This window comes from Pseudemcibacter aquimaris, assembly GCF_028869115.1.
In the GTDB taxonomy this organism is placed as follows: Bacteria; Pseudomonadota; Alphaproteobacteria; order Sphingomonadales; family Emcibacteraceae; genus Pseudemcibacter; species Pseudemcibacter aquimaris.
In genome coordinates this window covers 1,645,847-1,659,689 of the sequence record NZ_CP079800.1, presented here as the reverse complement: position 1 = coordinate 1,659,689, position 13,843 = coordinate 1,645,847, and the positions used below count along the sequence as shown (strand labels likewise).

The 13,843-nt window shown below is 41.7% G+C and carries 11 protein-coding genes; 7 read left to right on the top strand and 4 right to left on the bottom strand.

Going from position 1 to position 13,843, the window contains the following annotated elements; translation table 11 throughout:
* The first annotated feature begins 359 nt into the window (after positions 1-359).
* Positions 360-1,919 (top strand): methyl-accepting chemotaxis protein, encoded by a 1,560-nt coding sequence (locus KW060_RS08005; protein ID WP_249034290.1) that lies wholly within the window; start codon positions 360-362, stop codon positions 1,917-1,919.
* 56 nt (positions 1,920-1,975) lie between these two features.
* Here KW060_RS08005 and KW060_RS08000 read toward each other — a convergent pair whose 3' ends face one another.
* On the bottom strand, positions 1,976-5,050 hold the full coding sequence (locus KW060_RS08000; RefSeq protein ID WP_249034289.1) for an SBBP repeat-containing protein: 3,075 nt from the start codon (positions 5,048-5,050) through the stop codon (positions 1,976-1,978).
* 215 nt (positions 5,051-5,265) lie between these two features.
* On the opposite strand from KW060_RS08000, the gene KW060_RS07995 reads away from it, so the two are divergent.
* Positions 5,266-8,298 carry an aminotransferase class III-fold pyridoxal phosphate-dependent enzyme gene (locus KW060_RS07995; protein ID WP_249034288.1) on the top strand — a complete coding sequence of 1,011 codons (3,033 nt, stop codon included), beginning with the start codon at positions 5,266-5,268 and terminating at the stop codon, positions 8,296-8,298.
* Between the two features lie 6 nt (positions 8,299-8,304).
* Here the strand turns inward: KW060_RS07995 and KW060_RS07990 are convergent, their stop codons facing one another.
* From KW060_RS07990 to KW060_RS07980, 3 genes are all read right to left on the bottom strand, one after another.
* A complete protein-coding gene (locus tag KW060_RS07990) occupies positions 8,305-8,874 on the bottom strand; it encodes an NADPH-dependent FMN reductase (protein WP_249034287.1) in 570 nt (189 codons plus the stop codon).
* A gap of 161 nt (positions 8,875-9,035) precedes the next feature.
* Complete coding sequence (locus KW060_RS07985; protein WP_249034286.1) at positions 9,036-9,239, bottom strand: cold-shock protein; 204 nt, start codon at positions 9,237-9,239, stop codon at positions 9,036-9,038.
* Between the two features lie 268 nt (positions 9,240-9,507).
* Positions 9,508-9,969, bottom strand: a complete 462-nt coding sequence (locus KW060_RS07980; RefSeq protein WP_249034285.1) for an Lrp/AsnC family transcriptional regulator — start codon at positions 9,967-9,969, stop codon at positions 9,508-9,510.
* A 128-nt stretch (positions 9,970-10,097) separates the two neighbouring features.
* Between KW060_RS07980 and phhA the strand changes: the two genes are divergently transcribed.
* The 5 genes from phhA (at position 10,098) to KW060_RS07955 (ending at position 13,808) form a co-directional block, all read left to right on the top strand.
* Positions 10,098-11,021, top strand: a complete 924-nt coding sequence (gene phhA, locus KW060_RS07975; RefSeq protein ID WP_249034284.1) for a phenylalanine 4-monooxygenase — start codon at positions 10,098-10,100, stop codon at positions 11,019-11,021.
* A gap of 9 nt (positions 11,022-11,030) precedes the next feature.
* Positions 11,031-11,720, top strand: coding sequence for an SDR family NAD(P)-dependent oxidoreductase (locus tag KW060_RS07970; RefSeq protein ID WP_249034283.1), 690 nt, complete (start codon positions 11,031-11,033; stop codon positions 11,718-11,720).
* On the top strand, positions 11,713-11,994 hold the full coding sequence (locus tag KW060_RS07965; RefSeq protein ID WP_249034282.1) for a 4a-hydroxytetrahydrobiopterin dehydratase: 282 nt from the start codon (positions 11,713-11,715) through the stop codon (positions 11,992-11,994). The genes KW060_RS07970 and KW060_RS07965 overlap by 8 nt, the downstream gene beginning before the upstream one ends.
* A gap of 48 nt (positions 11,995-12,042) precedes the next feature.
* Entirely contained in the window at positions 12,043-13,038 is a 996-nt protein-coding gene (locus KW060_RS07960; protein ID WP_249034281.1) for an aldo/keto reductase, read from the top strand.
* A 98-nt stretch (positions 13,039-13,136) separates the two neighbouring features.
* Positions 13,137-13,808 carry a protein-L-isoaspartate O-methyltransferase family protein gene (locus tag KW060_RS07955; protein ID WP_249034280.1) on the top strand — a complete coding sequence of 224 codons (672 nt, stop codon included), beginning with the start codon at positions 13,137-13,139 and terminating at the stop codon, positions 13,806-13,808.
* The last annotated feature ends 35 nt before the right edge of the window (positions 13,809-13,843 follow it).

Genomic DNA, 13,843 nt, shown 5'->3' with positions numbered 1-13,843 from the left:
TTTTCTTCAAAAAATCTAATTTTCTCGAGTCTATTATTTAAGATATTAAGTTTTTAAGAAAAGTGACTTTTTTTTCGCTAGTTTCTAACTTTGTTTTATTTTTGTAACATTTTAATTTTATTATCGATTTTAGTAATTCTTATCTAGTGCCTTGATTAAAAAGAATAAAAACAATAAGCTGTATTTTATATACATATTATATTCTTGATTTTCATTAACATCTTGTTAAGATGTATTGGATATGCATGTATTACAGCTTAATCAAGTTTAAGTACATGTAAGTTCAATATCAATTTAAAGTTAACAGGGGTGTTATAGTGTTATTAAAAAGTCTTAGAGGGACAAATTCGGGTGAAGTCATGAATGAAGCTGCAACATCAGTGCCAGTAGAAAACAATCTAACAAGTCAATTCGAAAGAGTAGTCGAGGGTCTGCCACTTAATGTGATGCTATGTGACCCCGAAACCATGAATATTTTATACGCAAATCAGACATCAGTTGATACGTTGCGTCCACTGGAACAATATTTGCCGATTAAGGCCGATGAACTTGTTGGAACATGTATTGACGTGTTTCATAAAAATCCGGCTCATCAGCGTAATATTCTTGCGGATGCAGGTAATCTGCCGCATAACGCACGCATTAATGTGGGTCCGGAAATTCTGGATCTTCTTATTAATCCGATTTTCGATGATCACGGTGAATATATTTACGCGGCGCTTAGTTGGTCTGTTGTTACCGAGCAAGTTAAGTTGGACGAGGCGTCAACACGTTTAACACAGATGATCGACAAAATGCCGATTAACACGATGATGTGTGATCCGGAAACGTTTGTCATCACATATGCCAATGAAACATGTATTTCCACGTTAAGAAGTATTGAACAATATCTACCAATTCAGGCGGATGAACTTGTTGGTACCTGTATTGACGTATTCCACAAAGACCCATCACATCAACGCCGTATCCTTGGTGACCCAAGCAACCTGCCGTGGAATGCCCGCATTAGCGTGGGACCAGAAACACTAGATCTAAACGTAAGTGCCATTCACGGCCAAGATGGTGAATATCTGGGGCCAATGGTGAACTGGTCAGTGATTACGCAACAGGCGGCCGTTGAACGCGCCGTACAGGATGCTGTTAATTCCGTTCACAACGAAGCAGAACAATTGCAAAGTAATGCTCAGGGTATGGAAACACATTCAGAAAACACAATTCGTCTTTCTGGTTCCATTTCTGCCGCTGCGGAACAAACATCGGTGAATTCACAAACCGTTGCCGCCGCGACAGAGGAACTATCAGCATCCATTGATGAAATTGGCAAACAAGTTGAACATGCATCGAAAATCAGTGACGAAGCAGAATCAAAAACCCAAGAATCCATCAAAATTGTGTCTGGCCTTGCGGAAGCATCCAATGAAATTGGTAATGTCGTGAATTTGATTAATGACATTGCGTCACAAACCAACCTGCTAGCGCTTAATGCGACGATCGAAGCTGCGCGCGCCGGCGAAGCTGGTAAAGGGTTCGCCGTTGTTGCGAGCGAGGTTAAAAACCTTGCCGGGCAAACAGCAACAGCAACTGTTGACATTAAAGAACAGGTTGAAAGCATCCAAAGTGAAACAAAAAGCGTTGTTGATGCCATCGAAATGATCCAGTCAACCGTTCATCAGGTTAGTGAAATTTCGCAAACAATCGCAGATTCCATGGATCAGCAAGGTGCAGCAACCCGTGAGATCAGCATGAATGTGCAGGAAGCCGCCCGCGGTGCACAAGAGGTATCATCGGCGATTACAGACATCCTGTCTGCATCAAATTCAACGGGTGAAATCAGTAAAGACATTGCAACCGCATCACAATTGCTTGTGTCACTTGCGGATGGTCTGACTGAAGAAATTCAGAATATGATTAAGAAGTAGGGAAAATCCTCGCTCCAAACTATAAAGGGCTGCTATAGATGCGGCCCTTTTTTTGTTTAAATGAATAGACTTGCACCACTTGCCGGGGCAAGGGCGCTCATTCTGGAAAGGCCATCCTGATAATTGGCAAGTTGTTTCTGTAATGCCGGTGGCACTGGGCCGTTTGATTGTTGTAAGGCTTGTTTTTTAAGTTGTTCTGCAATCGGATCATAAGTAAGCGATCTATATGCTGATTGAACAACGGTCATGGCATAATCAAGTTCTTTTGCCACAAAGCGGGCATCGCGTTTTTCAATAACATTAAACCGGTCATCAAGCTTAAAGGCAAATACACCACCGATGACGACTTCATCTTCGTCCTTGTCTTCGTCTAACGCGAATAATTCTTCGGTGGAAAGAACGAGTGTCGGCTGTAATCCTAATTTTTTAAGAGCATCCTGATCACCGCGTCCCGCGATTAATTCAACGCGACCGCCTTCTTTGGTGGCAATTTTAAGGCTGTTGCCCGTTACTTCGAGTTCAGCTTTGGTGAATTCTTCGCCCGCAACAATACCTTCGCGTTCGTTTTTAATTTCCTGAAGCTTTTCGGCAATTACTGCTTTTGCGTCGAATTCTTCCTCTTCTTCTTTATCACGGCTTAAACTTGTACCGGAGCTATAGGAAACTTGCGCATTCATATATCTGAATGCAGTGCGGTTAATCCTGTTTGAAAGGGTTCTGTATGTATCACCCGCTTTGATTTCAATTTTCTTTGTGATGCTATCATTCACACGAATATAGAAATAATCACCCGGTCTTGCGGTTGTCTGGGTTTCGATTAATCTTTTTTCGTCATCTTCGAATTCACCGATAGGCAGACCAAGTTTAGTTAAAACAGATGACCCCTGGCTTGCGAAAGTAATGCCACTTGCTTCACGGTTTTCAAAACCGTAACCAAGCTGCTTGGCCCATTCTGTTGCGCCTGTTGTGCCATCAAGTTTCATTGCGAAACTATCGTGGCTTCCTTGTAATCCACTAGCAAGGTCACCTTTCGTGGTACCCGATATGTATAAATCACCATTGAAGACGCTAATGCCACTATTTTCATCAATGCTGCTCGTGCCGATAAACTTGTTCCAATCCGCAGTTGAAGTTGCGCCAGCATCATCAATAGCAATGACGAAATTATCAAAATCACCCTGCGGTGACGCGATTTCTGTACCAGCACCCGTAAGGCTGTTGCTGCTTGTTCCTGCGACATAGATGCGGCTGCCATCAACGGCAATATTACTGATATCACCATTCGCGCCAATGTTGCCGAAATTGTGGGTCCACATGACAGTGTTAAAATCATCTTTGTCCCGTTTTTCAAGAATGAATTCGCCATTTTGATGGCTTGCGATCAGTAAATTACCGTCTGATGCAATGGCAACTGCCTCACCACTATCAGCGACGGAACTATCCATTGTAACGCTGTCTAATTCACCGCCGTGATTGGCATCTAACTTTTTCACATAGACATCATAATCACCGGTTAAAACGGTTGATGATAATAATTTGTTATTCTGTTCACCGGTTACATAAACATTACCGTCTGCGTCTGTGGTAACTGATAGGGCACGGTCCGTTCCATATGTATCACTGGTATACATCCATTTCTGGGTGCCGACCTCGTCATATTTGACAACAAAACTATCAGGCCCGCTGAAAATATTATCGCTCGTTGCAAGAGGGTCGTTGCTTTCCCCTTCGGTTAATCTATCTGCTTGTCCTGCAATGATAATATTATCATTTGCATCAACGGTTACCGCGTATGTTGCAGCATCCCCCATACTACCGACAAGGCGGCTCCATAACAATTTGCCGCTGGCATCATATTTATTTAAATAAGCATCGCCTGTTTCAGCGGCATTCACATGATTGGCAAACCGGCCTTCTGTACTGCCGACCACATACACATTTCCCTTGCTGTCTGATGCGATGGCATTGGTTGTTGTTTTTGCTGCAAGCTCAAGTGGGTCATCACTGCTTAAGGCTTCTTTTTCAGGGGTAAGAAGCGCTTCTTTTGCATCGGCGAATAGTGTTTGATGAAATTCACGTGTCGGATCTGCCTGATCAAGTCCTGTTAATTTAGTGATAAAGCCTGTTACTGGGGTGTCCTCATCGACAAGTTTTGTACCATATTCAATGCGTTCGGACATTCCGCTCATGTAAATGGCGGGTTCAATATCAGCCGCTGAAAAGGTCATTTTTTCACTGAAATCCGTCTTGATCCTAAGGGCGAATTTATCTTTTTCAATCTCTTCAGCAAAAAACCTTGTGTTGAAAAGTGGTATTTCCTCGCCTTCTTCATCTTCTGTTTTTATCGTTTGAATTTGTGCGTTGATACTTGCAATCACGGTTTCAAGTGTTCTGCTTTCCGGATCATTTGAAATGGTGATATTCACATCTTCTGTTGTTTCTGTGGTTATGCCGTTTTTGGTTTCTGAACGGGTGAGGGTGATTGTGAACATTTCCCCACCTTCAAGTGATGATATGGGATCTGTTTTTTTACCCTGATGGATTACGGGGCCTACAAAGTCATATTGCTTTTTACCCAGACCGGCTTGCGCGGTTACACCATTTTTCTTTTCACCGAATAATAGCGTTAAATCTTCGAAATCTTGTTCGTTTAGAAAACCTTTAACTTGCTCTAAGCCAAGCTGGAACTGCTTTTCAAGCTCGGCAAGTTTACGTTCGGATGTTCTTGGGTCACCAGCATATTCAGCGATGGTTTTAAGGTTCTTAAGCGCGTTATAAAGCACAAATAAGCTTTTGCTGTCTTTATCAAGGTCGGAATTACGTACAAGTGGCGCTCTGAAATTAATGAATTCATCCAATGTCTGAATAGATTCATAGTCTTTGGTCAAGAGTTTATAAAGGCTGTTGGAACTTTCGGAAAAGCGTTCGGCGGCGATTTGCTTATCGATGTCCCAGGGTGTCAGCGCGTTATTATTGCCTTTGCTTAAGGAAACATTGGATTGAACGGGTGGTAATGAAAGGATCGACGCCTGGTTTTGCTTGGCCGTATAATAGGACCCGAGCAAATCTGCACCGAAGTTTACCAATTGAAATCCGCTTTGTGGTGCGCCGCCACCAAATAAACTAGACATAATTTTTCCTGTTTTTGAATTCACTTTTAGTGATGCAAAAAACATGCCATCTAACCCAAACACTAAAGATCATGACTTTTTCTCATAAAACAATGACTTATGGTGCTAAAATTTATTGCATAATCGGGCAAATCCAAATTTACAGGGCAATAAATGCCTGATATGTTGCCGAGCAATGAAAATATTGCATCTTTTTAACTTATGGGATTCCGGTTATGGGAGTTTTTGAAAGTCCACCTCCATCATATGATGAAACTGAACTACTTGAAATTGCTGAAAAATATTTTGGTAAGACAGGTAAGGTTAAACCTCTTGTTAGTGAGCGTGACCAAAATGCACGCTTGATCGATGGTGATGACGAATATGTTATCAAAATCGCCAATAGCGCCGAAGACGTTGGTCTTATTGAATTCCAGAATGCGGTTTTAAACCACGTTGAAAAACTGGACCCTGAACTTGCAGTACCAAAAGTCATTAAAGGCAAAGACGGAAACCAGATTTACCGTCATGGTGACAATAATGTTCGCCTGATCACGTTCCTTAAGGGCGATATTTTCGGTGATGCACCGAAATCAATTCCACTTTACGAAGATCTTGGCAAATTCATGGGCCGTTTTTCCAACGCCATGCAAGGGTTCGGTCATCCGTTTGGTCATCAGCCAGATTTCCTTTGGAACCTTGATGGTGCGATGTTTACCAAGCAATATATTGATGACATCGAAGATCCGGAAAATAAGGAACTTATTGAATATTTCTATGAACGTTATGAAACGTTGGTTGCACCACGTCTTCCGAAAATGCGTTCTGCGGTTATTCATAGTGATGCCAATACATATAACCTTGTTTCACAAGGCGATAAAATCAGTGGTCTGATTGATTTCGGTGATATGCTTTTCGCAAAACAGGTTAATGAACTTGCGGTAACGATCGGTTATGCGGTTCTTGATGTTGATGATGTGTTTGGTGTGTCACGCGCCCTTATTGAAAGCTATACGAAAGAATTCCCGCTTTCTGAAGATGAACTTGAAGTTCTAATGGATCTTGCGGCGATGCGTCTTGTCATGAGCGTTTGTATTTCATCAAACCGTGCAAGCAAAGCAACAAGTGACGAGCACCGTGAATATCTAACGGTCACACAAGCACCAGCCTTTAGAACGCTTAAGAAGCTAAGAAAAATCGGTATGGGTCTTCTGACTGCATTCGCCCGTAAAATGGGTGGTTATGATGGTCATGCGAACCTCGCCGGATTAAAAGAATCATTAGAAGGCGTAAAAATCGGTAAATTGTTCGATTTTGATATCTATAGCGAACCACGCGTTCTGTTTAATAATGCGGCAGGTGAGCCGGGAACAGAACATGTTCTAGATCCAAAAGCGCATTCAAAATGGGTAACGGAATTTCTTGATGAAACGGAATCCCGTTACGGCCTTGGTAATTACGGTGAAAACCGTACGTCCTTTACGCTCGGTGACGGTTTCAAAAGCCATGGATCACCGGCTGACCGTACTGTTCATATGGCCGTTGATTTCTGGCTTCGTGGTACAGAAAAAGTTTATGCACCACTTGACGGTGTTGTACAGGCAATCGCAAGCAACGATGATCCGTTTGATTATGGAACAGTGCTTGTTCTGTCGCATCAAGTTGGTGACGGTCCGGAATTTTATACGCTTTACGGTCATCTTGCGAAAGACAGCGTTGCGCATCTTTCTGTTGGCGATAGCGTTTCCAAAGGCGATCATATCGCAACACTTGGTGAACTTACCGAAAATGGTGGTTGGACACCGCATCTGCATTTCCAATTAATGCTGGATATGCTTGATTACGAAGATGGTAATTTCCCTGGCATTTGTGAACCGGAACTTTGGGAAGTATGGCAGGACGTTTGTCCACATCCTAATCTACTACTTGGTTTTATCCCGGAAGCGTTCGAGCATAACCCGCTTACTATCGAAGGCATGATGTCCGACCGTAAAGAGGTTCTCGCCCCATCATTAAGTGTTGCTTACAAAAAACACATTCATATGGTGCGTGGTGTTGGCCCATACCTTTATGACAGCAGCGGCCGTGCATTCCTTGATTGCGTAAACAACATTACACATGTTGGCCATTGTAATCCAAAGGTCGTTGAAGCCATTCAAAAACAGGCAGCAATTCTGAATACCAATTCACGTTACCTATACGAAGGGATTAACAAACTGGCGGCACGGGTGCTTGATACTATGCCTGATCCATTGAATGTTATGTTCTTTGTGAATTCAGGATCAGAGGCCAATGAACTGGCGCTTCGTCTTGCAAGACACTACACAGGTCGTAAAACAACTGTGGCTGTTGACTGGGGTTATCATGGTAACACCAATGCGACTGTTGCAATCAGTGCTTATAAATTTAACCGTAAAGGCGGCAATGGCTGCCCACCGGAAACACGTTTAGCTGAATTCCCGTGTCCTTATCAGGGTCGATTTAACGATTATTCGGAAGAAAGCGGCAAAGCATATGCGGCTGATGTTGATAATCAAATTGCTGACCTGATTGAAAAAACAGGTGAGGGACCAGCAGCATTCATCGCCGAAAGTATCGCCGGTGTTGGTGGTCAGGTTGTTTACCCTGATGGATACCTAAAGGCCGTATATGAGAAAATCCGCGCGGCGGGTGGTCTTTGTATCGCGGATGAGGTTCAAACGGGTGTTGGCCGTACAGGTCACGAATGGTGGGCTTATAGGCTTCAAGGTGTTGTTCCTGATATCGTTAGCTTTGGTAAGCCGTTTGGTAACGGCCATCCAATGGCAGCGGTTGTTACAACCCGCGAAATCGCCGACCGTTTTGCAAATGGTATGGAATATTTCAACAGCTTTGGTGGTAACCCGGTATCATGTGCCATCGGTCAAGCGGTGTTTGATTATGTTGATGGCGAAGGCCTTCGTGAAAAGGCCATTGAAACTGGTGGTTTCATCATGGACGGTATGCGCGATATGATGGATCGTTATCCGTTAATCGGTCAGGTACGCGGTAAAGGTATGTTCTTTGGTGCGGAACTTGTAAAAGACCGCGATACCAAGGAAGTGGCACCAGAAGAAGCAAGCCGTATTGTTCAATTCCTTCGTGAAGATGCGGTGCTCTTTTCCACAGACGGGCCGTTTGATAACGTCCTAAAAGGAAAGCCGCCAATGGTTTTCGGTATGGATGAAGCCAAAATATTCATCACGAAACTCGAAAAAGCATTTAAGCGGCTTTACGCAGAAGGCTTTTAATTAAGATTATTTGCTCAGCGCTTCAGCGGTTGATTTTAATTCATCCAACGTTGCGCTGAGTAATCCACGCTGATTATCATCAGTAAGATTTCCATCATCATCAAATGCGTTAAAGATAAAATTGATAGATGCCTGTGTTGGAATAATATGGCTTCCGAGATTACCCATCAATTGACGAAGCGGTACAAGAACGCGCATACCGCCCATACCGCCCGGTGATGCAGCAGCAAGTCCAATGACCTTTCCTTTATATGGTTCACCGATATCTTCGCCGTCCGGTCTTGAAATCCAGTCGATAGTATTTTTAAATAATGGTGTAAGCGATCCATTATATTCCGGTGTTACAATGAATAAACCGTCATGCTCTACGAATAATTTTTTGAGCTTCTTGGCATTTTCCGGAACGCCTTGCTCATCTTCAAGGTCGCCATCATAAATCGGCATTGGATAATCTTTTAAATCAATGAATGTTGCGTCTATACCTTTTTCAGCGGCCATTTCACTTGCGGTAATTGCAAGCCTTTTCGTGGTTGATTTTTCACGGGCGCTGCCCGCAAAGAATAGAATTTTTGTCATAACTTTATACCCTTTTGTTGGTGTCAGATATAAACCTAAGGATAAAAATCATATGATCAAGTAGGCACTATAAGGTAACCATTTAAAAAAATGAAAAAAATTAGATAATAAAAAAAGGCCGCTTAATTAAGCGACCTCCCTTATTTTGCATTTTGTATTTTTTATGCAAGCTTTAGATCGCCTGCTGCGCTTTTACCGCGACTTTCAACAATCTCATATGATAGTTTTTGACCATCATCAAGCTTGTCGATGCCTGCTGCTTCCACAGCAGAAATATGCACGAAAACGTCCTTGCCGCCGTCTTCTGGTTCAATAAAGCCGTAGCCCTTAGTTGGATTAAACCATTTTACTGTGCCGTTTGCCATTTTTGATAACTTCCTTAAAAATATTAATATTAAAATCCACTAATCAAAGTGAATAAAGATTTTAATCATGCTTGAATTGAAGAAAAGGAAACTTCGAAAGTCTGGAAACTAGGCTTTACGCCAAAAATGGCTCTCAAAATATTCTACAGTCTATCCCTCAAAAAGGTACATAACAAAAAATCAATTTTTACCGTATAGGCCTTTATTTTAAAAAGCAATATTTAATTTTGTGAACTTTTTAAACCTATGGTGTAATAAAATTGTCATTTTAGATCGGAAGCAGCGTTGTTGATTTGATTTTTTTCATTACAAAACTTGTATGTGCGCTCTCTATGGTTGGGTGATCTAAAATACTACTACTCATTAGCTCGTAATAGTCATCCATATCTTTTGCAACCACAGTTAGCATATAGTCCTTACCCCCTGATGTGGCATAGCATTCTAGTACATTGGGCATCTGTAAAATATGGCTTTCGAATTCTTCACGCACGTCATGACTATGGTTGTTTAATGTGATGACGCAACTGGCGCGTAATTTTAATCCGATCTTACGTTCATCAATGGCTGGGGCTTGTAGAATTATGATGCCTGCATCTTCCATATCTTTAACGTGGCGCCAAAATGATGACCGTGACATATTGGCCATTTCCGCGAGTTCCGTTTGTGATAGGGTCGCGTTTTTCTGAATAATACGCAAAATTTTCTTATCTACTTCAGTAATTTTCATCATATGCTTCTCAATTAAGGATAATACAAAACAAATGTTTCATTTATCTGTAAAATATACCTCACATTGAACAGTAATTCCACCTAAATAAGGCATAATGATACATATGAAACTAAATTAAGGGTATCATTATGAATGCAATCAATTTTGGCGTTATGCCAGATGTACCAGCGAATGTCTTTACGGCTGAATTACAAAAACCATCACATTTAAACGATGACTGGCTTGAACCAAAACAGCGTAATTACACGACAGAAGAACATAATATCTGGGACAGACTTTATAAAAGACAAATGGATATATTGCCCGGGCTTGCCTGTGATCAGTTTTTTAAAGGATTAAGCATTCTTGATTTTGATAAGGGCGGTGTGCCGGATTTTAATAAATCGAATGAAATCTTAAAAGCAGAAACAGGTTGGACAATGGTGCCGGTGCCAATGTTAATTCCGGATCATGTGTTCTTTTATCATCTTGCGAACCGTAGGTTTCCAACCGGAAATTTCATCAGAACAGCCAACCAATTCGACTATATTGAAGAGCCAGACGTATTTCATGATGCATTTGGTCATGTGCCGCTTTTAACCGATCCATCATTTGCCGATTATATGGAAGCATACGGCCGCGCGGGATGGAAAGCGCTTCAATATAATCACCTTAAGGCCTTAAGCGCTCTATATTGGTATACGGTTGAATTCGGACTTATTAATACAGATGATGGCATGCGCATTTATGGTGCAGGAATTCTTTCATCACCAGAAGAAAGCCCATATGCACTAAACGCAAAATCACCAAATAGAATTCACCTTAATGTGGACCGCGTTATGCGCACAGATTACAAAATTGATGATTTGCAGGCATCATATTTCGTGATTGATAGCTTTGAAGAGCTTTTCAAGATGACAGTTGAGCGCCCATTTGATTATATTTATGAAAATATCGGCGCATCATTTCAATATGCACCAGGTGCTGTGCTTGACACCGACCATGTATATCAACGTGGCACACAGGAATATTGTTTAAGGGGTGGGCACGCATCCGACGCAGCGCCAGTATAAGGGTATAAAATGAAAAAAGTAATTGTTGTTACAGGCGCCACTGGCGCACTGGGCCTTGATACGGTCAAAAAACTGGCAAGGAAAAACTTCACTGTCGTCGGTATATGTCGCGGAAAAATGCCGGATTTTGAACACGATAATGTTTCCTATATAGAAAATTGCGATTTATCGATTAAGGAACAAGCTGATAACGCCATCGCAGAAGTGGCCAATCAACACGGCCACATTTTCGGATTGATCAATATTGCTGGTGGATTTATTTGGAAAACCATTGCTGACACAACGATGGAAGACATCGAAAATCAATTTTCAATGAATTTTAAAACCATGTTTAATGCCACGAAAGCGGCACTTGATTATATGTATGATGGTCGTATCATTAATATCGGTGCAACAGGCGCAATTAATGCTGATCAGGGCATGGCTGCATATGCAATATCAAAATCTGCGGTTTTAAGATTTACGGAAGCATTATCAAAAGAAACACCAGAAACCATAACGGTTAATGCTATTCTACCATCAATCATCGACACACCACAAAACAGAAAAGACATGCCAGACGCAGATACAAGCGAATGGGTAAAGACTTCAACGCTCGTCAGGGAAATGGTATATTATCTTTCCGATGAAGGGGCCGTTTCAAATGGTGAAATGTCACTGGGTACAGCAGATCAATTAAAAGGACGGGTTAATGTTTAAAAAACTGGATATCACTGATTTACTTTCATCGCTTGATGGGTGGGAAGCCGTAGAGGGCCGAGAAGCAATTTTTAAAAGATACACATTTAAAGATTTTGATGCTTGTTTTAATGCAATGACAAAAATTGCCGCAAAAGCAGAAGAAATGAATCACCATCCCGAATGGTTTAATGTCTATAACCGGCTTGAGGTTACATTAACCACTCATGATGCAAATGGCGTCACCAGCTATGATAAGGAACTTGCTGAATTTATTGATCAGACTTGCGCTTAAGTTTCAATAAGTTATACTCTTTTACTTTATATAAGAGGGTGATTAACAATGAAATACAAAAGGCTGGGTAATTCCGGGATCAAAGTATCCGAACTCTGTCTTGGAACCATGACCTTTGGCGCTGGCGCTGATGAACAGGCATCCGCTGAAATTTATAAAGCATCCCGTGATAAAGGCATTAATTTCTTTGATTGTGCAAATCTTTATGCCGGTGGACAGTCAGAACAAATTCTCGGTAATCTGATTAAAGACCACCGTGAAGAGGTTGTTATTTCATCAAAAGCTTATTTCCCGGTCGACAGTTATGCGGGCGGTGGCGCAGAAACATGGGGAAGGGGACTTAACAGAACCCACCTGACACGCGCCCTTGATGACAGTCTAAAGCGTTTAAACACCGATTACATCGATGTTTATTACATGCACCGCTTTGATGAGGATTGCACACTGGAAGAAAGTCTTTCAACACTGAATGATTTTGTAAGGCAAGGTAAAATCAATTACATCGGCCTAAGCAATTTTGCCGCCTGGCAATATATGAAAGCGGTGGGGATCACCAGACAACACAACTATGCACCTATCGCCTGTATTCAGCCAATGTATAATTTACTAAAACGCCAATGCGAAAGCGAAATTCTGCCGATGGCGGAAAGTGAAAAGCTTGGCGTATTTTCCTATAGCCCGCTTGCTGGTGGTGTTTTAACCGGGAAATACCTTGTTGATAATAAAGATGGCGTTGATGGCCGCCTTAATGAAATGGCCATGTATAAAAAACGCTACGAGGCGACAAGAAACGAATATATTGCTGCGGATTTTGTGAATTATGCCCGTGAAAATGGTCTTGATCCCATTAGCCTTGCTATTCGCTGGGCAGGGACAAATTCCGCCATTACAGCGCCAATTATTGGCGGACGTAGCGCAGAACAGCTAATGCCATCGCTAAATTCAGTAGACATTGAAATGACCGATGAAATGCGCGCGGAAATTTCCGCACTTTCGGTTGCCCCTGAAACCGCAACCGACAGATCAGAAGAACCAAGGACATAGTTTTTGCACATTAATTCAACATTAGTGAATTCAATATGTTGAAATGCTCTATATTTCGAGTTATAAAAGTTGCTGAAGAAATAATAGGATAGACCTTAATGAGTATTACAAGCAAAGCCCTCAACCCAGATGCTAAAAATCAGCATATGATTGATGGGCAACTCCTACCAAATGATGTTACGGATGAAAATGTTGTTGAAGCAATTTCGAAAGTGAACCGTGAAAGTTTTGTACCTGCCGAACGCAAGGGCGTTGCATATATCGACAAAAGCATAAAAGTCGCTGAAAACCGTTATATGTTAGAACCACTGGCTCTTGCTAAACTGCTTAGTTATGCTGATATTCAGTCAGATGAACTTGTTTTGGATATTGCGCCATCAACAGGTTATTCATCAGCCGTACTCAGTAAACTTGTTGATGCGGTTGTCGCAATTGAAGAAAATAAAGAACTTTCTGAAATCGCGACAAAAAATCTTGCCGATGAAGAATGCGATAACGTTGCCGTTATTAATTCCGTTCATAACGAGGGGCTCGCCAAACAAGGGCCGTATGATCTGATTTTAATCAATGGCATGGTTGACGATATTCCAAAAGCATTACTAGAACAGTTAAATGACGGCGGTCGAATTCTGTGTGTTCTTAATCAAGATGGTTATGGACGCGCTTCCCTTGTGACCTATAATGAAGGGATTATGGGTGTAAGGATTCTTTTTGATGCGATAGCCCATAAATTAGAGGGCTTCGTTAAAGAAGAAAAATTTGTCTTTTAACGTATAAAAGTATCCTTTTATCGCAAAGACATAAG

What these genes read in the sequence shown, in the direction of transcription:
- KW060_RS08005 (WP_249034290.1), top strand. Translation starts at nt 360, where the DNA reads ATGAATGAAGCTGCAACATCAGTGCCAGTAGAAAACAATCTAACAAGT.
- KW060_RS08000 (WP_249034289.1), bottom strand. Translation starts at nt 5,050, where the DNA reads ATGTCTAGTTTATTTGGTGGCGGCGCACCACAAAGCGGATTTCAATTG.
- KW060_RS07995 (WP_249034288.1), top strand. Translation starts at nt 5,266, where the DNA reads ATGGGAGTTTTTGAAAGTCCACCTCCATCATATGATGAAACTGAACTA.
- KW060_RS07990 (WP_249034287.1), bottom strand. Translation starts at nt 8,874, where the DNA reads ATGACAAAAATTCTATTCTTTGCGGGCAGCGCCCGTGAAAAATCAACC.
- KW060_RS07985 (WP_249034286.1), bottom strand. Translation starts at nt 9,239, where the DNA reads ATGGCAAACGGCACAGTAAAATGGTTTAATCCAACTAAGGGCTACGGC.
- KW060_RS07980 (WP_249034285.1), bottom strand. Translation starts at nt 9,969, where the DNA reads ATGATGAAAATTACTGAAGTAGATAAGAAAATTTTGCGTATTATTCAG.
- phhA (WP_249034284.1), top strand. Translation starts at nt 10,098, where the DNA reads ATGAATGCAATCAATTTTGGCGTTATGCCAGATGTACCAGCGAATGTC.
- KW060_RS07970 (WP_249034283.1), top strand. Translation starts at nt 11,031, where the DNA reads ATGAAAAAAGTAATTGTTGTTACAGGCGCCACTGGCGCACTGGGCCTT.
- KW060_RS07965 (WP_249034282.1), top strand. Translation starts at nt 11,713, where the DNA reads ATGTTTAAAAAACTGGATATCACTGATTTACTTTCATCGCTTGATGGG.
- KW060_RS07960 (WP_249034281.1), top strand. Translation starts at nt 12,043, where the DNA reads ATGAAATACAAAAGGCTGGGTAATTCCGGGATCAAAGTATCCGAACTC.
- KW060_RS07955 (WP_249034280.1), top strand. Translation starts at nt 13,137, where the DNA reads ATGAGTATTACAAGCAAAGCCCTCAACCCAGATGCTAAAAATCAGCAT.